The sequence below is a fragment of the Streptomyces sp. ME19-01-6 genome, from assembly GCF_033793745.1.
Taxonomy (GTDB): domain Bacteria; phylum Actinomycetota; class Actinomycetes; order Streptomycetales; family Streptomycetaceae; genus Streptomyces.
Map to the genome: position 1 here is coordinate 117,399 of NZ_JARAXF010000014.1, position 20,677 is coordinate 138,075.

Consider the following 20,677-nt stretch of genomic DNA (forward strand, 5'->3'; position numbering starts at 1 on the left):
CCCAGGGCGACAGAACCGCCCCGGGGGACAGAAGGGGGACATCCGCCATGCCCGTCACGGTCGTACGGCTCAATCTGGTCGATCCCGACGCCACTCCCGAGTCCCTGTCCCGGCGCTACCGGGCGGCTGTCGAGATGGCCGCCTACGCCGACGAGCAGGGCATCGACACCGTTCAGACCGAGGAGCATCACGGCGCCGCGAACGGCTGGCTGCCCTCCCCGCTGACCTTCGCGGGCGCGGTGCTGGGCGCCACCCGGCGGATCGCGGTCACCGTCTCCGCACTGATCACCCCGCTCTACGATCCGCTGCGGCTGGCCGAGGACATCGCCGTGCTCGACCTGGTGAGCGGCGGCCGCCTGGTCACGGTGGCGGGCATCGGCTACCGGCCCGAGGAGTACGCGGGGCTCGGCAGGGAGTGGAAGCGGCGCGGCGCGCTCCAGGACGAGGCGCTGGAGACGCTGCTCGCGGCCTGGACCGGCGAGCCCTTCGAGTACCGGGGCCGCACGGTGCTGGTCACCCCGCGCCCGTACACCCGGCCGCACCCGACGCTGCTGGTCGGCGGCAGCTCCAAGGCCGCCGCGCGCCGCGCCGCCCGGCTGGGGCTGCCGTTCTTCCCCAGCGCCCATCTGCCGGAGCTGGAGGCGTACTACCACGCCCGGCGGGCGGAGTACGGGACACCGGGCTGGTGCGTGATGCCCGCCGCGCGGACGTCCCTGCTGCATGTGGTCGAGAACCCGGAGCAAGCAGAGCGGGCCTGGGCGGAGTTCGGCTCGCATCTGCTGCACGAGGCGCGGATGTACGACTCCTGGCAGTCGGACGGGGGCGTGCGGTCCGCCGTCCGCTCCCGCGCCGAGGACGTCGCGGCGCTGCGCGGCGAGGGCGTGTACCGCGTCGTCACGCCCGAGGAGTGCGTGGCGCTGGCCGAGGAGGGCGGCGAGGCGGCGAGCCTGGTGCTGCATCCGCTGTGCGGCGGGATGCCCGTGGAGGAGGGCTGGCGCTCGCTGCGGCTGTTCGCGGAACGCGTTCTGCCCCGCCTCAAGGAGTGAGGCGGGGCAGAACCTTGAAGGGTGAGGAGGGGGCCGGCGGGGGGATTAGCCCATCTCCTCCAACGCCTTGCCCTTGGTCTCCGGCACCCACTTGAGGATGAAGGGGATCGAGAGCGCGGCGAAGACGGTGTACATGATGTACGTCGCCGACAGGTTCCAGTCGGACAGGCTCGGGAAGCTGGCGGTGATGGCCCAGTTGGCGATCCACTGCGCGGAGGCGGCGACGCCCAGCGCGGCGGCACGGATCTTGTTGGGGAACATCTCGCCGAGCAGTACCCAGACCACCACGCCCCAGGAGAGGGCGAAGAAGAGGACGAAGGCGTGGGCCGCGATCAGGGCCAGGACGCCCTGGCCGTGCGGAAGCTTGCCGTCGACCAGGTGCGCCGAGAAGGCCCAGGCCACCAGGGCGAGCGAGACCGCCATACCGGCCGAGCCGATCAGCGCGAGCGGCTTGCGGCCGATCTTGTCGACGAAGACCATCGCGATGACGGTGCCGATGATGTTGATGATCGAGGTGGTGAAGGAGTAGAAGAACGAGCCGCTCGGGTCGACGCCGACGGACTGCCACAGCGTCGAGGAGTAGTAGAACGCCACGTTGATGCCGACGAGCTGCTGGAAGACCGAAAGACCGATGCCGATCCAGACCACCGGCAGCAGCCCGAACCGGCCGCCGAGCAAGTCCTTGAAGGTGGACTTGTGCTCGCTGCGCATGGCCTGTTCGATCTCGGCGACGCGCGCGTCGAGGTGAGTACCCTCGCCCTCGACCTGGGCCAGGACCTGCTTGGCGCGGTCGGCCTTGCCGACGGAGATCAGGAAGCGGGGCGACTCGGGGATGGCGAAGGACAGCAGGCCGTACACCACGGCCGGGACGACCATCACGCCGAGCATCCACTGCCAGGCCTCGATGCCGCCGATCTTGCCGCGCTGGTCGCCGTCGGCGAGGTTGAGGATGCCCCAGTTGACGAGCTGGGACAGGGCGATGCCGATGACGATCGCGGCCTGCTGGAAGGAGGCCAGACGGCCGCGGTACGCGGGCGGGGCCACCTCGGCTATGTAGGCCGGGCCGATCACGGAGGCCATGCCGATGCCGATGCCGCCGAGCACCCGCCATACGGCCAGGTCCCACAGGGCGAAGGGAAGGGCCGAGCCGACCGCGCTGATGGTGAACAGCACGGCGGCGATCTGCATGACGCGGATCCGGCCGATGCGGTCGGCCACCCGGCCGGCGATGGCGGCGCCGATGGCCGAGCCGATCAGGGCGATGGCCACGACCTGCGCGAGCGCGGCGGAGCCGATGTCATAGCGGCCGCGGATGGCCTCGACCGCTCCGTTGATCACCGAGCTGTCGTAGCCGAAGAGGAAGCCGCCCATCGCGGCGGCGGCGGTGATGAAGATGACACGGCCGAGCGGGGCCGGCTGGGCCTGGCGGCCCGCGGACCCCGATGCCTGCACGGTGGTGGTCAACGTGAACTCCTGTGGCCATCCGGCAACGCTGCCGGACGTGGGGGGCCTTCCAGCGGGGCCCAGCCGAGGGGTCGGCCACCACTTGAAGGTAAAAGCGACGTTACCGAGACTATGCCTTCAAGTTTCGAAGTCAATAGGATGTGACGGAGCAGTCACTACAGGTGGATGATGGGGAGACCTTGGGCGCGCCCGATCGAATGACTTCAAGTATTGAAGCGCTTACCGTAGCCTCTGGCTGATGACCTTCGAGACCCCGTCGCCCTGCATGGAGACCCCGTACAGCGCGTCGGCGACCTCCATCGTCCGCTTCTGGTGTGTGATCACGATCAGCTGGGAGCTCTCCTGGAGTTCTTCCATGATCCGGATCAGCCGCTGCAGATTGGTGTCGTCCAGCGCCGCCTCCACCTCGTCCATCACATAGAACGGACTCGGCCGCGCCTTGAAGATCGACACTAGCAGCGCCACGGCGGTCAGCGACCGCTCCCCGCCGGACAGCAGCGACAGCCGCTTGACCTTCTTGCCCGGCGGCCTGGCCTCCACGTCCACGCCCGTGGTCAGCATGTTCTCCGGATCGGTGAGCACCAGCCGGCCCTCGCCGCCCGGGAACAGCCGCGAGAAGACGCCCTCGAACTCGCGCGCCGTGTCCCGGTAGGCCTCCGTGAACACCTGCTCGACGCGCTCGTCCACCTCCTTGACCACCTGCAGCAGATCGGCCCGCGTCTTCTTCAGGTCCTCCAGCTGCTCGCTCAGGAACTGGTGCCGCTCCTCCAGCGCCGCGAACTCCTCGAGCGCCAGCGGGTTGACCTTGCCCAGCTGCTGATACGCCCGCTCGGCGGCCCTCAGCCGCTTCTCCTGCTGCGCCCTGGCATAGGGCACCGGCTGATTGCGCGGATGCTCCGGGTCCTCCGGCAAGACCTCGCCCTCGGCGGGCGGGGACGGCGGCACCAGCTGGTCCGGTCCGTACTCGGCGACCAGCCCGGCCGGCTCGACGCCCAGCTCCTCCAGCGCCTTCGTCTCCAGCTGCTCGATCCGCAGCCGCTTCTCGGCGCCCAGCACCTCGCCCCGGTGCACCGAGTCGGTCAGCTTGTCCAGCTCGCTCTTGAGCTCGCGGCCACGGTTGCGCTCGGCGACCAGCTCACGCTCCCGCTCGGCCTTCGCCCGCTCGGCCGCGTCCCGCTCCTGCTCGGCCCGCACCAGCGAGACCTCGACATGCGCCAGCAGCTGCCGGGCGCCCGAGGCCACCGCCGAGGCCACGCTCGCCTCGTGCCGCAGCCGCGCCCGGCGCTGCTCCGCACGCGCCCGCGCCTCGCGCTCGGCGCGCGCCCCCCGGTCGAGCGCGTCCGCCCGCCCCGCGAGCCCCTTGACCCGCTCCTCGTGCGTACGGACCTGGAGCCGCGCCTCCATCTCGGTCTGCCGGGCGTTCGCCCCGTCGGCCGCCAGTCTGTCCCGTACGGAAGTGTCCGGCTCCTCGGCCCCTCCTTCACCGAAGGTGGCTTCCTCCTCTGCCACGATCAGCCGCTCGGCCAGCTCCTCGGCCTCCTCGGTGGCCCTGGCCAGCGCCTCCTCCGCCTTGGCCGCGGCCGCGGTCATCCGCTCGGCCTCGCCCGCCGCGGCCCGCGCCTGCCCGGCCAGCCGCCCCAGCGACTGGGCGACCTGCGACTTCTCGCGGTCCGCCGCGCTGCGCCGGGCCGCCAGCTCCTCGACTCGGGCCGCGCTCTCGGCCCGCCGCTCCGCCGCCGCCCGCTGCGCGTCGGTGAGCTCCTCGCACCGCACGGCGAGCTCCTCCAGCTCCGCCGCCGCCTCGTCGACCGAGGCCTGCACCTCCAGCAGACTGGGCGCCCCGGCGGACCCGCCCTGGGCGAAATGCGCCCCGAGCAGATCGCCCTCGGCGGTCACGGCCGTCAACTCCGGCCGCCGCTCGACCAGTTCCTCGGCGTCCTCCAGCGTCGCGACCACCACCACGTCCCGCAACAGCCATCGCACCGCCGACAACAGCCCCGCGGGCCCGCCCACGAGCTCCGCCGCGCGCCGCGCCCCGGCCTCGCCGTCAGGCCCGGCCTCGGCCACCGACGCGGCCCGGCCCCCGGCATCCCGCCGCACCGCCGCCCGGCCGCCGTCGCCGGGGACCGCGCTCCCGGCCGCTTCCGCGGCGGGTCCGTGCGCCGTCTCCGCCCCGGACTCCCCGGGCCTGGCGCCCGGAACGGTGATGCCCACGTCGGCGGAAGCTGCTCCGCCCGCCGGGGAATCGGCGGGGGAACCGGCCGCCCGGACGGCCGCCGCCACGCCGGGCTCGGGCGCGGACGGTGGCCCCGAGGGAAACGGGGCGACGAGTGGGGCACCGCCGGCCGCCGTGTCGGCGTCCGCGTGCTCCCCCTGGCCGTCCGCGCCGCCTCCGGCAGAGTGCGGAACACGTACGGAGCCGAGCTGACCGACCGTCGGGCCACCGGGAGCACCCGCCGCCGTCCCGGGCGCGGGCGAAACACCCGGGATGTCCGAGCCGCGGGCCCCGGCCGCGCTGTCGTCCGGCGGCCGCTCGCCGGGGCTGCCGTGGCCCGCTCCCGAGCCGTTCGCCTCGACGGGGCGGCCGGCGGCCGGCACCGCGGCCGGGCCCACCAGGGGCGACCCGGGGATACCGGGTCCGGCAGGCGCGTCCGCCGCCCTGAGGGAGTCGGCGCGCGCGTCCGCCGGGGCGCCGAGCAGGAGCGCCGCGCGGCCCGCGTCCTGTTTGCGGAGGAGGCGGATCGCCTCCGCCGCGGTCCGGGGGTCCGCGACGGCGATCGCGTCGGCCGCGGCGCCCAGGGCCGCGGCCACGGGGACCTCGAAGCCGGGGGCGACGTCAAGGAGTTCGGCGGCCGGGCCGAGGAGGCCGGTCAGCCGGTCGGCGGAGCCGAGGAGGGCGCCCGTGCCGTCCTTTCTGCGCAGGCCCAGGGCCAGCGCGTCATGGCGGGCGGCGGTCGCGGCGCGCTCGCGCTCGGCGGCGGTCAGGGCCTCGCGGGCCGCCCGGTGCCCGGTCTCCGCCTCGGACAGCTCCCGCTTGGCAGCCTCATGGCGCTCCGCCAATTGCGCGTCGCCCGCGTCCAGTCCGTCCACTTCGGCCTGGAGCTGTTCGTACTCCTCCTGCGCGGCGGCCGCCCGCTGCCGGGCCTCGTCGCGGGCGACGGCCAGCCGGTCGATCTCGGCCCGGGCCGAACCCGCCCGGCCCCGGGCGGCGTTCACCTGGCCCTGCAGCCGGGCCAGCCCCTCGCGGCGGTCGGCGATGGCGCGGGCCGCGTCCTTCAGCCGACGCTCTTCGAGCGCCAGCTCGCGCTCCAGTTCGGCCCGGTGCGCGACGGTGTCGTCCAGCGCCCGGCTCGCCGCCTCCAGCGCGGCCTCCAGCTCCGCCTCCTGCTCGCGGATCCGGGCCGCCTCGCGCTCCATGTCCTCCGGGTCGCGGCCGCGCCGCTCCTCGCCGGGGGCGGAGGTGGCGCTCTTGACCCGGGCGTCGGCCAGGCTGATCGTGCCGCGCACCCGCTCGGCGAGCTGCGAGAGCTCGTACCAGGTCTGCTGGGCGTCCCGCAGCCGCGGCGCCAGCTGCCGTACCTGCTCCTCCAGGGCCGCCTCCCGCTGCTGCGCGGTGCGCAACTCGGCCTCGGCGGCCTCTTTGCGCTGCTTGAGCGCGGCCTCGTCGGCGATCTCGGTGCGCAGCGCCTCGCGCATGGTCACCAGGTCGTCGGCGAGCAGCCGCAGCCGGGCGTCCCGCAGGTCGGCCTGGATGACGGCGGCCCGCCGGGCGACCGCGGCCTGCCGCCCGAGCGGCTTGAGCTGGCGCCGCAGCTCGTCGGTGAGGTCCTGGACGCGGGCGAGGTTGGCCTGCATGGCGTCGAGCTTCCGGAGCGCCTTCTCCTTGCGCTTGCGGTGCTTGAGCACGCCCGCGGCCTCCTCGATGAAGGCGCGGCGCCCGGTCGGGTCGGCGTGCAGGACGGAGTCGAGCTGGCCCTGGCCGACGATGACATGCATCTCGCGGCCGATGCCGGAGTCGGAGAGCAGCTCCTGGATGTCCAGGAGGCGGCAGGTGTCCCCGTTGATCTGGTACTCGCTGCCGCCGTTGCGGAACATGATCCGCGTAATGGTGACTTCGGCGTATTCGATGGGCAGCGCGCCGTCCGAGTTGTCGATGGTGAGGGAGACCTCGGCGCGGCCGAGCGGGGGGCGTCCGGTCGTCCCGGCGAAGATGACGTCCTCCATCTTCCCGCCGCGCAGCGACTTGGCGCCCTGCTCCCCCATGACCCAGGAAAGCGCGTCCACGACATTGGACTTGCCCGAACCGTTGGGGCCGACGACACAGGTGATACCCGGCTCGAAGCGCAGCGTCGTGGCGGAGGCGAAGGATTTGAAGCCTCGGAGGGTCAGGCTCTTGAGATGCACGCCTTTGGACTCTACCTCCCTATGCGCAGCACCGTCGCATCACTCCGTAATGAACCTGGTACTCTCAGTGCATCATCGGAGGCGACATTCAAGTCTCCGACAACCCGAGCGAGTCCCGTACTTGCTCCGGCGGCCGGAAGGGTCGTCGCCGGACAGGCATGACCTGTCAAACTCCCCGGAGCGATCCAGGGGAGAATCTCCCGGGTACATCCGGGAGAGAACTTCAACTCCCGTGTCTCACCCGACCACCGCGGCACCGGCACCCCCGCCCTTCGGCGGGGGCGTCGCGCGGCGGCCCTCCGCTCTCCTCGGCCCCTTCTCGGTTTTTCTCGATTTCTTCTCGGTTTCACCGCTCAGGGGGAGGGGCACATCAGACGGTAAGGGAAGCGCGGCCGGCCGCCGCGGAAACGACGAAGGGACGCCGATCGGCGTCCCTTGCAGATTCTCAAGCGGCTGACGGTGCAGCCCGACCGGCCCGGAAGCCCGGTCAGGCGAGCGCAGGCTCCGCCTGGGATACGTCGATGCTGTCGAGCAGCGAGTCGCCGTGGTGAGCGGCGGCGGACAGAGCGTCGTTCTCGGCCTGGATCCGAATGAGCTCGGATTCGAGGTCCTGGACGCGCTGCTGAAGCCGTCGCATCTCGGCGAGGACTCGGGGGTCGGAGCCGCCGACGTAACCGAGAAGCGCCTTTGCCATGATGGATGGTCCTCCACACTGAGTGACCGACCGAAACGGTGGTGGGTCGTGAGGGATTTCGCACCCGCGATGCCTGCCGTAACTACCGTGCTGAGTGGCAAACAGTTAAGGTGCGCGGGGCTTCCAGCGTCTCACCAAATGGTTTGAGGGTCAACACGATCACAGGCCAGCGGGGACCCCGCGGCCGGGGGCATATCGAGTGGCGAGAAGCGCCGAGCCCGCATTGATCAGGCCGCCGAAGCGAGGGGATCATCCCTTACGCCGCAGCCTTCCACGGACCGGCCGCATTGGCAACCATCAGCTTGTTTCCGCTCACGCGCGGTGCGAAAGGCCCGCCCGGCGAGGGGCCGCGGCGGGCGGGTGCGACGGGTGCGGCGGGGTGGCTCAGCGGATCTCGAAGGTCTCGTAGCCGCCCTTGGGTGTGTCCCAGATCTCGGTCACACCGTCGACGCGGCCGGGCGTGTCGCCGCCTCGCAGCCAGTCGAGCAGCTGTTCGCAGTTCATACGTTCCCCTTCGGCGACGATCTGGACCCGGCCGTCGGACAGATTGGAGGCGAACCCGGACAGCCCGCCGATGCGCAGCGCGTTTGCCCTGGTGAACCAGCGAAAACCGACGCCCTGGACCCGGCCGCGCACCCACGCGGTAAGGCGCACTCTCTCGTTCATGGGTGGCACGCTAGCCGAGCAATTTGCTCCCCGGACACCTCAGCCGCCCCCGTGATGGCGTACAGTCCCGGCTCAACGCAATACTCACCCGTACGAGTGACGCCTGTGACCCCGATCTTGCAAGGAAGGCAGGAGATGGGCCGCCATCGACGATCTGCCCCCGGAACCGCGCCGACACCCCCCGCTCCCGGGGCAGGGCGCCACCGAGGAGCCCGCCGAAGCCCTCTGGCGCCGGTGCGGACCGGACTGCTGAGCGTTTCCGCCGCTGTCGCGGTGGGCGCGGTGGCCATGGCCACCGGACTGCTGCCGGGAGGTCCAACCCTTAGCGGAAGCAACGACCCGGCCGGAGGCGTGCGCGCCGACGCCCCGTCGGGCTCGGCCTTGGAGACCCAGGGCTCCCCGTCGGCATCGCCGGTCGAGCGCGGTACGACCCCCGCGGACCGCGGCGACGACCGGCCACACGCGCCGTCCACCACCCCCTCGAAGACCCCGGGCAAGTCCTCCCCCGCACCCTCCACGACCCCCTCGAAGCAGCCGGGCTCCTCGAGCTCCGGCCAAGCGACCGGGAGCGGGAACGGGAGCGGGAAGGAGAACGGCGGGTCGGACGGCAAGGGCTCCTCCTCGTCCCACAAGCCCACCACGCCCCCGGCCCAGAGCGCGGACCCCAGCACGCCGGAGAGTTCCGAGAAGGCCGCCGCGCGGCAGGTCCTGGCCCTGGTCAACCAGGAGCGGTCGAAGGTCGGCTGCGAGCCCGTGACCGCCGACCCGAAACTGACCCAGCTGGCCCAGGACTTCACCGACGACATGGCCCTGCGGGGCTTCTTCGACCACCTCGACCCGGACGGCGACACCCCCTGGGAGCGGGCGGAGCAGGTCGGCATCCTGAACCTGGGAGGGGAGAACATCGCCCGCGGCCAGCAGGACGCGCAGGCCGTGATGGACTCCTGGATGGACAGCCCCGGCCACCGCGCCAACATCCTCAACTGCAGCTACAAGACCCTGGGCGTCGGGGCGAACTTCGGAGACGGGGACGGCCCCTGGTGGACCCAGGACTTCGGCTACTAGCCGACCCTGGCACCGGCACTAACCCAACGAAAGCGCAACCCCTTGGTCAGCGCTGCGCTGCAGTATGGTCATGCCATGGAGAGCGACTGTGCCACACCGGCGAGCACCGAAACGGCAGACGACCTGGCCTTCGACGTGTTCGCCCGCGCCTGCCCCTCCCGCGGCACGCTGGAACACATCACCGGCAAGTGGGGCGGCCTGACCCTGGGGGCTCTCGAGGAGGGCACCCTGCGCTTCAATGAGCTGCGCCGCCGGGTCGACGGCGTCAGCGAGAAGATGCTGTCCCAGACACTGCACGCGCTGGAGCGCGACGGCCTGGTGCACCGTGAGGCGCAGCCGACCAACCCACCGCGCGTGGACTACGAACTGACCCCGCTGGGCCACGCCGTCGCCGAACGGCTGCTGGCGCTGATCGGCCTCGTCGAAGAGCGTATGCCGGAGGTGCTGACCGCCCGGGCGCGCTACGACGAGGAGCGCGGCACCGCGCTACGGGGCACAGCGGCCACGCGGGCCGGGGCCGCCGGGCGCGGCGGACGCTGACAGCGCGGGCAGAAGTAACTGGAGCGGTTCATCCACGGGCGGCGGCGCATCGGCGTGGCACAGCGGCGGCAGGGCTCGTTCTCCCGGCCGTACGCGTCCAGGGAGCGCTCGAAGTAGCCCGACTCGCCGTTCACATTGACGTACAGGGAGTCGAAGCTGGTGCCGCCGACCGCCAGCGCGGCGCTCATGACCTCGCGCACGTGGCCGAGGAGTTCGGCGCTGCGCGGGCGGGTGAGGGTGGCCGTCGGCCGGTCGTAGTGCAGCCGGGCGCGCCACAGCGCCTCGTCGGCGTAGATGTTCCCGACCCCGCTGATCAGCGACTGGTCGAGCAGCGCCCGTTTGAGGGTGGTGCGGCGGCGGCGCAGCGCGGTGTGGAAGGCGGCCTCGTCGAACGCCGGGTCCAGCGGGTCGCGGGCGATGTGCGCGATCGCGGCCGGCAGCCCGTCCGCCGCGCCGGGCACCACCTCGTGCAGCGAGAGTCCGCCGAAGGTGCGCTGATCGACGAAGCGCAGCTCGGTGCCTGTGGAGTCGGCGAAGCGCACCCGGATGCGCAGATGCTTCTCGTCCGGGGCGCCGTGCGGCTGGACGAGCAGCTGGCCGCTCATGCCGAGGTGCGCCAGCACCGACTCGTCGGCCTCCTCCAGCGGCAGCCACAGGTACTTGCCGCGGCGGCGGGCCACGCCGGTGCGGCGGCCCTTCAGTCGGGCGGCGAAGTCCTCCCCGCCCCCGAGGTGGCGGCGCACCGCGCGCGCGTGCAGCACCTGCACCTCAGCGACCGTACGGCCGCTGATCCAGCGCTCCAGGCCGCGCCGGACCACCTCGACCTCGGGCAGCTCGGGCAACGGGGGCCTCCCTGTACGACGAAGCCCTCGCCCTCCCGGCGGCCGGTGCGGGCGGGGCCGCACTCGGTCACAAGGAGGGCGAGGAGGGTTGGATCAGTGTGCCGTCGAGGCCGTGTCGGCGGCCTCGCCGTCCGAGGCCACGACGGTGCCCTCGGCCGTGGCCGCTTCGGCCTTGGCCTTGGCCTTGGCCTCGTCCGCCGCGGCGCGGATCGCGCGCCAGGCGGCCTCCGCCGCCTGCTGCTCGGCCTCCTTCTTGCTGCGGCCGGTGCCGGTGCCGTACGCGACACCACCGACGCGGGCGGCAGCCGTGAAGGTCTTCTCGTGGTCGGGTCCGGTCTCGGAGACCAGATACTCGGGGACCCCGAGGCCCTCCGTGGCGGTCAGTTCCTGGAGGCTGGTCTTCCAGTCCAGGCCGGCGCCCAGGTTCGAGGACTTCTCGATCAGCGGGTCGAAGAGCCGGTGCACCAGCTCCGCGGCGGCGTCCAGCCCCTTGTCGAGGTAGACGGCGCCGATCACCGCTTCGAGGGTGTCGGCGAGGATGGAGGCCTTGTCCCGTCCCCCGGTGCCCTCTTCACCCCGGCCGAGCCGGATGAAGGCGCCGAGATCGAGTCCGCGCCCCACCTCGGCCAGCGCGCGCGAGTTGACCACGGCGGCCCGCAACTTGGCCAGCTGGCCCTCGGGCAGGTCGGGGTGGATGCGGTACAGCGTGTCGGTGACCACCAGGCCGAGCACGGAGTCCCCGAGGAACTCCAGGCGCTCGTTGGTGGGCAGCCCGCCGTTCTCGTACGCGAAGGAGCGGTGGGTGAGCGCACGCACCAGAAGGGCGGACTCGAGCTGGTACCCGAGCCGCCCTTCCAGGATCGTGTGGGACGAGGCCGTGTCCGCCTGGGCCGCTTCTCCCGCTCGCTTGCGGGGAGTCGTGTTGGCGTCCGACATAGAGCCTGTCACCCGCCGATCAGACCTCGAGGACCTGGCGGCGGTTGTAGGTGCCGCAGCTCGGGCACGCGATGTGCTGCTGCTTCGGCTCGTGGCAGCGCTCGCACGCCACCAGGGTGGGGACCGCAGCCTTCCACTGCGACCGGCGGTGGCGCGTGTTGCTGCGCGACATCTTCCGCTTCGGAACAGCCACGGCTACTTCTCCTGTGAGTCATCCCCGCGCTCGCGGGGTGCGTTGTCCTTCTCGCCGTCCGAAACGGGCTCGGCGAGTCCCTGCAGTGCCGCCCAACGGATGTCGACGGCGTCGTGATGGTGGTCGGGGTCCTCCTCGAGCCGCGCGCCGCACTCGGCACACAGCCCGGGGCAGTCCTCCCGGCACACCGGCTGCAGCGGCAGTGTCAGCACCACCGCGTCCCGCAGCACGGGTTCGAGGTCGAACAGGTCGCCCTCGAGAAAGAGCGTGTCCTCCTCCTCGGCGTCGTCGCCGGTGTCCGCGAAGCGGCTCCGGTCATCGGCGTCGGGGTAGGAGTACATCTCCTGGAAGTCCGCTTTGAGCTCCCGCTCCAGCGGCTCCAGACACCTTACGCACTCCCCTGTCAGCGGTGCACGGGCGGTGCCTGTGACAAGCACCCCTTCCATGACCGACTCCAGGCGGAGGTCGAGCTCGACGGTCACGCCCTCCCGCACCCCGATGACCTCGATACCGAGGTCCTTGGGGGCCGGAACCGAACGGGAGACCCTTTTGAGCGCACCGGGACGGCGGCCCAGCTCGCGTGTGTCGAACACGAGAGGGGCGCGGTGGTCGAGGCGGGCGTTCAGGGCTTCCTGCTTTCTACGGCTGCGGCGGGCCACCCGACGTCAATACGACGAAGCGGGCAGCCGAGATCGCGGACGTACACGCGACCGAAGAGCCAGGATACTGGACGGGTCGCCGTAGACCCAATCCGCCTCCGGTGCGGGGGCTTCGGCCCGGCCGGGCTCAGCGGCCCTGCTCGTACTGACGCAGCTGGTCCAGGTCGATCATGCTGGTGTCGAACAGGCTGGTCTCGTCGAGGGCCGCGGCCGGCTGCTGGTGCTGGTGGTGCGGCTGGTGCTCGGGCTGCTGCTGGGGCTGCTCGGGGGCGTAGCCGCTCGGATCGTAGCCCTGAGGCTGCTGCTGCCAGCCGTACGCGTCCTGCTGCTGATAGCCGCCCTGTGCCGCCGCGTACGGGTCCTGCTGCTGGACGTAGCCCTGCTGCTGGTAGCCGTACGCGTCCTGCTGCTGGTAGCCGGCCGTGGCCGCGTAGTACGAGGCGTCGGGCGCCGCCTCGGGCCGCGCCGCGGGGATCTGGGCCTGGGACTGGGCCAGGTCCGCCAGGTAGTCGTCGTCGCTGGTTCCGTGGCCGAGCGGGGCGGCGGCTTCCTGGGCGGCCACGTGCGCGCCCAGCTCGTCGATCGCCCGGGCCCCGAGGAGCTTCTGCCGGCCCCGGCCGACCGCCTCCAGCGTCTTGGTGAGCACCGCCGAGACCGCGCCGAGCTTGGTGTCCACGTACTCGTCGGCGCGCAGCCGCAGCGTCTGGGGGTCGGCGCTGCGCTCCGGCCCGTCCTCCGGCTGCCCCGCCATCCCGTCCTGCTCCCCGCCCGCGGCGCGGCCCAGCAGCTTCTCGCGGCCGCGGTCGACGGACCCGATGGTCTTGGTCAGCACGACCTCGAAGTTGGCGAGTTTGCTGTCGACGTAGTCGTCGGCCTCGGCGCGGATCTCCTCGGCCTCCCGGCGGGCCTCCTCCAGGATCCGGTCGGCCTCCTCCTGGGACTTCCTGGCCACCTCGGTGTCCGAGACCAGCGAGCCCCGGTGGGCGTGCGCGGACTCGATGATCCGCTCGGCCTCCTGGCGGGCCTCCTGGACCACCCGGTCGCGGCCGCCGATCACGTCCTGTGCCTGGGCGAGGGAGTCAGGGAGAGCGGCGCGCACCTCTTCGAGCATGGCGAGCAGCTCGGCGCGGTTGATCACGCACGAGGCCGACATGGGCATGGACCGGGCGCTGCCGACGGTGTCGACGATCTCGTCGAGCTTCTTCTGCACGTCCACCTTGGGTGCTCGCCACTCTCTCTTGACGGAACTTGACGGAACTTGACGAAAGGAACTGCAACGGGCGGGAACGACCGGGGACGACTGTACGGCCAGCGGGCCCCACCCGACACCCGTCGGCCCGGCCGTCAGCGGGTCAGCGCCGGCCCAGCCGCTCGGTCAGGGCCTGGAGCACCAGCGGGGGTACCAGATGGGAGACGTCTCCGCCCCAGGCCGCGACCTCCTTGACCAGGCTGGAGGAGAGGAAGCTGTAGGTGGGGTTGGTGGGCACGAACAGCGTCTCCACCCCCGAGAGGCCGTTGTTCATCTGGGCCATCTGCAGCTCGTAGTCGAAGTCGCTGACCGCTCGCAGCCCCTTGACGATGGCGGGGATCTCGCGCTCCTTGCAGAAGTCCACGAGGAGGCCGTGGAAGCACTCCACCGATACGTTTCCGTACTCGGCGGTGACCTGGCGGAGCAGGTCCATCCGCTCGTCCACGGTGAACAGGCCCTGTTTGGATTTGTTGATCATCACGGCGACGTGGACGACGTCGTACAGCTTGGACGCTCGGGCGATGATGTCGAGGTGCCCATTGGTGACGGGGTCGAAGGACCCCGGACAGACTGCGCGGCGCACTGGTGGTTCCTCGCTCTCGGGTCCGGTCATGGGTTGTCGCACGTCGAGGCGGCGCGACCGTACCAAAGCGTGCCCTCGCCGTAGCGACGGGCCCGCAAGCCCTCGAAACCGGCAGGCCATCCGAAATCTCCGCCTCGCGTGCTCCGCTCCACCGTGGCCAGCGCGTCGGGCGCGAGCCACCGGTTACCGGCGAGTGTGAGGAGGATCTCCCGCAGCTCCTCGTCGGCCACCGCGTACGGCGGGTCCAGGAACACCACGTCGTACGGGCCGCTCGCGGGGGCCGGTCCGGCGATGGCCTGTTCGGCCCGGCCCGTGCGCAGTTCGGCGCCGGGCAGGCCGAGCGCCCGGATGTTCGCCCGGATGGTGCGGGCGGCGCGCGCGTCGGACTCCACCAGCAGCACATGGTGCGCGCCGCGCGAGAGCGCCTCCAGGCCGACCGCGCCCGAGCCGCCGTACAGGTCGAGCACCCTGGCCCCGCGCAGCGAGCCCAGCAGCGACTCCCAGGTGGAGAAGAGGCCTTCGCGCGCCCGGTCCGAGGTCGGTCGGGTGCCGTTTCCCGGCGGCACTGCCAGGCGGCGGCCGCCGGCGGCTCCGGCGATCACTCGGGTCATCGGTGACGCAGTCCTTCGCGGTGGGAGGGGCAGCGGCGGGCCGTACGAGGCCGCCGCCCCTCCACGATATGGCGTCCCGGCCCGCGTGCCCTTGTCAGCCCGTCAGCCCTTGTCAAGGTACTCCTCGCGCTCCTCGTCCAGGAACGCGTCCAGCGCCGTACGCAGCTCCGGGTACCCGGCCAGCTCGGGGTCGGCCGCGACGATCGACGCCGCCTCCTCCCGGGCCGCCGCGATGACCTCCTCGTCGTCGATGACCGCGAGCACCCGCAGCGAGGAGCGCGCCCCGGACTGGGCCTGCCCCAGTACATCGCCCTCGCGCCGCTGCTCCAAGTCGATCCGGGACAGCTCGAAGCCGTCCAGCGTGGCCGCGACCGCGCCGAGCCGGGCGCGGGCGGGGCTGCCCTCCGGCATCTCGCTCACCAGCAGGCACAGCCCGGCGGCCGAGCCGCGGCCGACGCGGCCACGCAGCTGGTGCAGCTGCGAGACGCCGAAGCGGTCGGCATCCATGATCACCATGGCGGTGGCGTTGGGGACGTTGACGCCGACCTCGATGACCGTCGTGGCGACCAGGACGTCCACCTCGCCCGCGGCGAAGCGGCGCATCACCTCGTCCTTGGCCTCGGGCTGCATCCGGCCGTGCAACACCTCCACCCGCAGCTCCCGCAGCGGGCCCTTGGCGAGCTGCTCGGCGACATCGAGGACGGCGAGCGGCGGCCGCTTCTCGGCCTCGTCCTCGGGGGACTTGGCAGAAGACTTGGCGGAAGACTTGGCCGGTGACTTGGCGGGAGACGCGGCCGACTTGCGCGCCGCGCCCTTGGGTTCGGCTCCCCCATCGCCGATCTCCTCGCCCATTTCGTCGCCGATCCGCGGGCACACCACATACCCCTGGTGGCCGGCCGCCACCTCCTCGCGCACCCGCTCCCACGCCCGCGCCAGGAAGTGCGGCTTGTCCTTCGCGGGCACCACATGGGAGGCGATCGGGGAGCGTCCGGCCGGCAGCTGGTCCAGGACGGAGGTCTCCAGGTCGCCGAAGACGGTCATGGCCACGGTCCGCGGGATGGGGGTGGCCGTCATCACCAGCAGGTGCGGCGGCTGCTTGCCCTTGGAGCGCAGGGCGTCACGCTGCTCCACACCGAAGCGGTGCTGCTCGTCGACCACGACCAGGCCCAAATCGTGGAACTGGACCTTGTCCTCGATCAGCGCATGGGTCCCGACCACGATCCCGGCCTCGCCGGTGACCAGGTCCAGCAGCGCCTGGCGGCGGGCCGCGGCGCCCATGGAGCCGGTCAACAGCACGACCTTGGTGCCCTGTTCCGAGCCGCCCAGCATGCCGCCCTCGGCCAGGTCGCCCATCATCTCGGTGATCGAGCGGTGGTGCTGCTGGGCGAGCACCTCGGTGGGCGCGAGCATCGCGGCCTGTCCCCCGCTGTCCACGACGCCCAGCATCGCCCGCAGCGCCACCATGGTCTTCCCGGAGCCGACCTCGCCCTGGAGCAGCCGATGCATGGGGTGATCGGTGGCGAGGTCGGCGAAGATCTCGCGGCTGACGCTCCGCTGGCCATCGGTGAGGGTGAACGGCAGCCGCGCGTCGAAGGCGTCCAGCAGGCCGCCCTCGGCCGGGGCGCGCGGCACGGCGGGCAGCTGGGCGTCGGCGTGGCGCCGCCGGGCGAGGGCCACCTGGAGGACGAAGGCCTCGTCCCACTTCAGGCGGTCCCGGGCCGCCGCGATGTCCGTCTTGGTGCGCGGCCGGTGGATCTTCAGCAGCGCCTCGGGGAGCTCGGCCAGCCCGCGGTCGAGCCGCAGGCTCTCGGGCAGCGGGTCGACCAGGCCGTCCCAGCCGGTGGCCTCCAGGGAATCGAGCAGCGTCCCGACGGCCTTCTCGATCTTCCAGGACTCCAGCTGGGCACAGGCGGGGTACAGCGGCCGCAGCTGGTTGGCCCACGCCTCCACGGCCGCCGCGCTGTCCTCCTTGCCCAGCATCTCGTACGCGGGGTGGGCCAGCTGGCGCACATTGCGGAAGACGCCGACCTTGCCCGCGAACATGCCCCGGCGGCCGGGGAGCAGCTCCTTCTGCGCCCCGTAGACCCCCCGGCCGAAGAAGACCAGCTGCAGGCGGCCGCTGCCGTCGGTGAGGATGACCTCCAGGCGCTGTTTGGTGCCGCGGTCGAATTTGTGCACGCGCGCGTCGGCGACCTGCGCGACGACCGTCACATGCTCGTCCAGGGGCAGGTCGGAGAGCCGGGTCAGCTCGCCGCGCTCGGCGTACCGCCTCGGGTAGTGGTGCAGCAGATCGCCGATCGTGTGCAGGTCGAGGTGGTCGGCCATCACCTTCGCGGTGTTGCCGCCGAGCACTTTCTTCAGAGGTTCATCCAGCGCGGGCACGCTGTCCATTGCACACCACCGCACTGACAAGCGGGGCCACCCCGCTCCGGGATGTGCGGGGCCGCGCAACCTATTCGATCAATTCGATCTATTCGATGCCTATGATCAGCGGCACGCCCGGCTGGCCGCCGTGGTAGATCACCGTGTCGACCGCGAAGTGCCCCTCCCGTACGTGGCGCTCCAGGTGCTCGGCGACGCCGTCGGGCACGTCCGCGCCGAGTACCAGCGTGACCAGTTCGCCGCCCGCGGCCAGCATCCGGTCCAGCACGGTCTCGGCGGTGTCCGCGAGAGAGTCGCCGATCACCGCCACATCGCCGTCGATGAGCCCCAGCATGTCCCCCGCCTGGCACACCCCGGCCATGGTCCAGGACTGGCGCTCGGCGACGGCCAGCTCGGCGTAGCGGGTGGCGCCCGCCGCGGAGGTCATGGCCACGACGTCCTCGTCGAAGCTGCGGCCCGGCTCGTGCACGGCGAGCGCGGCGAGGCCCTGGACCGGCGAGCGGGTGGGGATGACCGCCACCCGTACGCCCTCGGCGCGGGCCTGGGCGGCGGCGGCCGCGGCCGTATGGCGCAGCTCGGCGTCGTTCGGCAGCAGGACGACTTCCCGGGCGCGGGCCCGGCGTACGGCCTCGGCCAGCTCGCCCGCGGCCAGGCGCTCCCCAAGCCGCGCGGCGATCGTGGTCGCACCGGCCTCGGCGCACAGCGCGGCCAGGCCCTCGCCGGGGACCACCACGACCACGGCGCGCGGCGCACGGTCCGCGCGGGCGCCCTGGGGCTCTGGGGCGCCCGGTCGGTCCGGCCGCTTCCCGGTGTCGTCGTCCGTCCGGGGACGCGGCTGGAGATGGGGCTGGTCGGCGTGGGCGCGGCGGGCGGCGGCCGTGCCGAAGTGGGTGATGCGGATGCGGTGTGGGCGGCCCGCCTCGATGCCCGCCTCCACGGCCGCGCCCGCGTCGTCCACATGGACGTGCACATTCCACAGCCCGTCGCCGCCGACGACCACCAGGGAGTCACCGAGCGCGTCCAGCCGGTCCCGGAGCCGGGCGACGGCCGTCTCGTCCGCCTCCAGCAGATAGATCACCTCGAAGGCGGGTCCGCCGTCGGGCCCGTCGCCGAGGGAGCCGTCGGCGGTGGCCGCGTGCCCGGCCGCACAGCCCCCGGGGGCCACGACGGGCCCGTCGGCCGGGGCCCGGCCCGACACGGCCTCGGCGAGCGCGCCGAGGACCACTACCAGGCCGTAGCCGCCCGCGTCGACGACGCCCGCGCGGGCGAGCACCCCGAGCTGGGCGGGGGTGGCCTCCAGGGCGGTGCGCGCGCCCTCGTACGCGGCGCGGGCCACCGCGGCCGGGTCGCCCTGGGCGCGGTCGGCGGCGTCGGCCGCGGCCCGCGCGACGGTCAGTACGGTGCCCTCGACCGGGTGGGCCACGCCCCGGTACGCCAGCTCGGCCGCGCGCCGCAGGGCCCGGCGCAGGCCGTCCGCCTCGCCATGGGGGCCCGCGGGGTCGGCACCGCCGCCGTTCCCGTTCCCGCTGACGTCCCTGCCCCTGCTGACGTCCCTGTCGTCGCCGTCGCCGTCACCGTCCGCGAGGACGTCCGCCATGCCGCGCAGCAGCTGTGCCAGGATCGTGCCGGAGTTGCCGCGCGCGCCGATCAGGGCGCCATGGGCCATGGCGCGCACCGCCTCGCGCAGGCTCGGGTGGGCGGCGGGCCCCGGGGCGGCGGCGTGGCCGTCGAAGGCGGCGGTCACGGCCTGGGCGGCGGACTCGACGGTCAGGTAGAGGTTGGTTCCGGTGTCCGCGTCCGCGACCGGGTAGACGTTGATCGCGTCGATCTCCTCGCGGGCCCGGCCGAGCGCGTCCAGCGCCAGGCCGCACCAGGTGCGTACCGCATCGGCGTCGAGCGGGTGCGGCACGTACGTCCTCCTCGGGAGGGCAGGGGGCGGGACCGTCATCGCAGGGTAGTCGCCACCCGCGGCACGGGCCCGGGGGGCCGTGGTAATTTCGAGGTAGCGGAGTGGCCGTTGTATGCTGCTCCGGTTGCCCGATGCGAATCGGGCCATTCCCCCCGGCACCGCCGATCGTTCACGATCCCGGCGCGTCGGGGTTCACCGTAAGTGTCTGTCTCCTCGCGCAAGCGGGGTTGACCCGTCTTTGGAGTAACCCGTGGCTGCCAACTGCGACGTCTGCGGCAAGGGGCCGGGCTTCGGCAACAACATCTCGCACTCGCACCGCCGCACCCGCCGTCGTTGGAACCCCAACATCCAGACGGTGCGCGCTGTGGTCGGTCGGACCCCGAAGCGGCTCAATGTCTGCACCTCGTGCATCAAGGCCGGCAAGGTCTCGCGCTGACTTCCCGCGCGATCGGGGGCGACCCCGCTCGCGCGTCGAGTGCGACCCTTCCGGTTGCCGAGCCGGTCCACCTAGAGGTGGGCCGGCTTTTCGCATCCCCTCAGCGCTGAGACCCACCCCTCCGCCGCAGGCGTTCTCAGCGCCGCTTCTTGATCGCCGCTTCTTCAGCGCCACCGCCAGCCGTGATCCACAGGGCCGATCCCCCGTCCCAGCGGAAACCCGGCCGCGATCGCGCCCGTGACGTACTCCTTGGCCGCCGCGACGGCCCGCGGCACCTCCGCCCCGAGCGCCAGATACGAGGCGATGGCGCCGGCGAGGGTGCAGCCCGTGCCGTGCGTATGGCGGTTGTCGTGCCGGGCGGCCCGCAGCCAGTGCTCCTCGGTGCCGTCGGTGAGCAGATCGACCGCGTCGCCGTCCAGATGGCCGCCCTTGATCAGCGCCCACCGCGGGCCGAATTCCAGGATCGCGTCGGCGGCCCGCCGCAGGTCCCGCTCCGCCGCCACCTCCACGCCCGTCAGCTGGGCGACCTCGTCCAGGTTGGGCGTGGCCACCGTCGCGACCGGCAGCAGCCGGGTACGGACCGAGCCGAGGGCCTCCTCGGCCAGCAGGGCGTCGCCGTGCTTGGAGACCCCGACCGGGTCGACCACGACCGGGGCGGAGACGTCCGCGAGCAGCCCGGCGACGGTCTCGACGAGCTCGGCGGACGCCAGCATCCCGGTTTTGACCGCCTGCACCCCGATGTCGTCGACGACGCTGCGGAACTGGGCCCGTACGGCTTCGGCGGGCAGCTCCCACGCACCGCTCACGCCCAGCGAGTTCTGTGCCGTCACGGCCGTGATCACGCTCATGCCGTGCACACCGAGGGCCAGCATCGCCTTCAGGTCGGCCTGGACTCCGGCACCGCCGCCGGAGTCGGATCCGGCGACGGTGAGCACGCGCGGCGGGGCCACGGGCGCGCGGGGCGATGCGCTGGGCGGAGATGCGGGGGAAGTCGCCAT

At 72.6% G+C, this 20,677-nt stretch carries 18 protein-coding genes; 4 read left to right on the forward strand and 14 right to left on the reverse strand.

Features of this window, described 5'->3' with window-relative positions:
- Window positions 1–47: 47 nt before the first annotated feature.
- Window positions 48–1,046 carry an LLM class flavin-dependent oxidoreductase gene (locus tag PV419_RS28285; protein WP_319693749.1) on the forward strand — a complete coding sequence of 333 codons (999 nt, stop codon included), beginning with the start codon at window positions 48–50 and terminating at the stop codon, window positions 1,044–1,046.
- A gap of 45 nt (window positions 1,047–1,091) precedes the next feature.
- Here PV419_RS28285 and PV419_RS28290 read toward each other — a convergent pair whose 3' ends face one another.
- The 4 genes from PV419_RS28290 to PV419_RS28305 all read right to left on the reverse strand — a co-directional run bounded on the left by PV419_RS28290 (window position 1,092) and on the right by PV419_RS28305 (window position 8,274).
- Window positions 1,092–2,510, reverse strand: a complete 1,419-nt coding sequence (locus tag PV419_RS28290) for a sugar porter family MFS transporter (RefSeq protein WP_319693751.1) — start codon at window positions 2,508–2,510, stop codon at window positions 1,092–1,094.
- A 219-nt stretch (window positions 2,511–2,729) separates the two neighbouring features.
- Window positions 2,730–6,914 carry an AAA family ATPase gene (locus PV419_RS28295; RefSeq protein WP_319693752.1) on the reverse strand — a complete coding sequence of 1,395 codons (4,185 nt, stop codon included), beginning with the start codon at window positions 6,912–6,914 and terminating at the stop codon, window positions 2,730–2,732.
- 487 nt (window positions 6,915–7,401) lie between these two features.
- Complete coding sequence (locus PV419_RS28300; protein WP_319693754.1) at window positions 7,402–7,608, reverse strand: hypothetical protein; 207 nt, start codon at window positions 7,606–7,608, stop codon at window positions 7,402–7,404.
- Window positions 7,609–7,992: 384 nt separating this feature from the next.
- Window positions 7,993–8,274, reverse strand: a complete 282-nt coding sequence (locus PV419_RS28305; protein WP_319693756.1) for an acylphosphatase — start codon at window positions 8,272–8,274, stop codon at window positions 7,993–7,995.
- 135 nt (window positions 8,275–8,409) lie between these two features.
- Between PV419_RS28305 and PV419_RS28310 the strand changes: the two genes are divergently transcribed.
- Both PV419_RS28310 and PV419_RS28315 read left to right on the forward strand, forming a co-directional pair.
- On the forward strand, window positions 8,410–9,339 hold the full coding sequence (locus PV419_RS28310) for a CAP domain-containing protein (protein ID WP_415925395.1): 930 nt from the start codon (window positions 8,410–8,412) through the stop codon (window positions 9,337–9,339).
- Window positions 9,340–9,414: 75 nt separating this feature from the next.
- On the forward strand, window positions 9,415–9,879 hold the full coding sequence (locus tag PV419_RS28315; protein ID WP_319693759.1) for a helix-turn-helix domain-containing protein: 465 nt from the start codon (window positions 9,415–9,417) through the stop codon (window positions 9,877–9,879).
- Here the strand turns inward: PV419_RS28315 and mutM are convergent.
- From mutM to PV419_RS28360, 9 genes are all read right to left on the reverse strand, one after another.
- The gene (gene mutM, locus PV419_RS28320; RefSeq protein WP_319693761.1) at window positions 9,801–10,721 is read right to left on the reverse strand and encodes a bifunctional DNA-formamidopyrimidine glycosylase/DNA-(apurinic or apyrimidinic site) lyase; all 921 of its coding nucleotides are present in this window, start codon (window positions 10,719–10,721) and stop codon (window positions 9,801–9,803) included. The two genes, PV419_RS28315 and mutM, sit on opposite strands and share 79 nt — an antisense overlap.
- A gap of 93 nt (window positions 10,722–10,814) precedes the next feature.
- Window positions 10,815–11,657 carry a ribonuclease III gene (gene rnc / locus PV419_RS28325; RefSeq protein WP_319693763.1) on the reverse strand — a complete coding sequence of 281 codons (843 nt, stop codon included), beginning with the start codon at window positions 11,655–11,657 and terminating at the stop codon, window positions 10,815–10,817.
- A 19-nt stretch (window positions 11,658–11,676) separates the two neighbouring features.
- Window positions 11,677–11,850: a 50S ribosomal protein L32 gene (gene rpmF / locus PV419_RS28330; RefSeq protein WP_009714764.1), complete on the reverse strand. Its 174-nt coding sequence runs from the start codon at window positions 11,848–11,850 to the stop codon at window positions 11,677–11,679.
- A 2-nt stretch (window positions 11,851–11,852) separates the two neighbouring features.
- Window positions 11,853–12,443 carry a DUF177 domain-containing protein gene (locus PV419_RS28335; RefSeq protein ID WP_319693765.1) on the reverse strand — a complete coding sequence of 197 codons (591 nt, stop codon included), beginning with the start codon at window positions 12,441–12,443 and terminating at the stop codon, window positions 11,853–11,855.
- Window positions 12,444–12,636: 193 nt separating this feature from the next.
- Entirely contained in the window at window positions 12,637–13,725 is a 1,089-nt protein-coding gene (locus PV419_RS28340) for a cell division initiation protein (protein ID WP_319693766.1), read from the reverse strand.
- Window positions 13,726–13,861: 136 nt separating this feature from the next.
- On the reverse strand, window positions 13,862–14,371 hold the full coding sequence (gene coaD / locus PV419_RS28345; RefSeq protein ID WP_319693768.1) for a pantetheine-phosphate adenylyltransferase: 510 nt from the start codon (window positions 14,369–14,371) through the stop codon (window positions 13,862–13,864).
- Entirely contained in the window at window positions 14,368–14,952 is a 585-nt protein-coding gene (gene rsmD, locus PV419_RS28350; RefSeq protein WP_319693770.1) for a 16S rRNA (guanine(966)-N(2))-methyltransferase RsmD, read from the reverse strand. Before rsmD ends, coaD begins: the two co-directional genes overlap by 4 nt.
- 102 nt (window positions 14,953–15,054) lie before the next feature.
- Window positions 15,055–17,343, reverse strand: coding sequence for an ATP-dependent DNA helicase RecG (gene recG, locus PV419_RS28355; protein WP_319693771.1), 2,289 nt, complete (start codon window positions 17,341–17,343; stop codon window positions 15,055–15,057).
- Between the two features lie 79 nt (window positions 17,344–17,422).
- On the reverse strand, window positions 17,423–19,243 hold the full coding sequence (locus tag PV419_RS28360) for a DAK2 domain-containing protein (RefSeq protein ID WP_319693773.1): 1,821 nt from the start codon (window positions 19,241–19,243) through the stop codon (window positions 17,423–17,425).
- A gap of 250 nt (window positions 19,244–19,493) precedes the next feature.
- Here PV419_RS28360 and rpmB point away from each other — a divergent pair, with 250 nt between their 5' ends.
- A complete protein-coding gene (gene rpmB, locus PV419_RS28365; RefSeq protein WP_009714771.1) occupies window positions 19,494–19,679 on the forward strand; it encodes a 50S ribosomal protein L28 in 186 nt (61 codons plus the stop codon).
- Between the two features lie 164 nt (window positions 19,680–19,843).
- On the opposite strand, the gene thiD is transcribed toward rpmB, so the two are convergent.
- On the reverse strand, window positions 19,844–20,677 hold the full coding sequence (gene thiD, locus PV419_RS28370) for a bifunctional hydroxymethylpyrimidine kinase/phosphomethylpyrimidine kinase (RefSeq protein ID WP_319693775.1): 834 nt from the start codon (window positions 20,675–20,677) through the stop codon (window positions 19,844–19,846).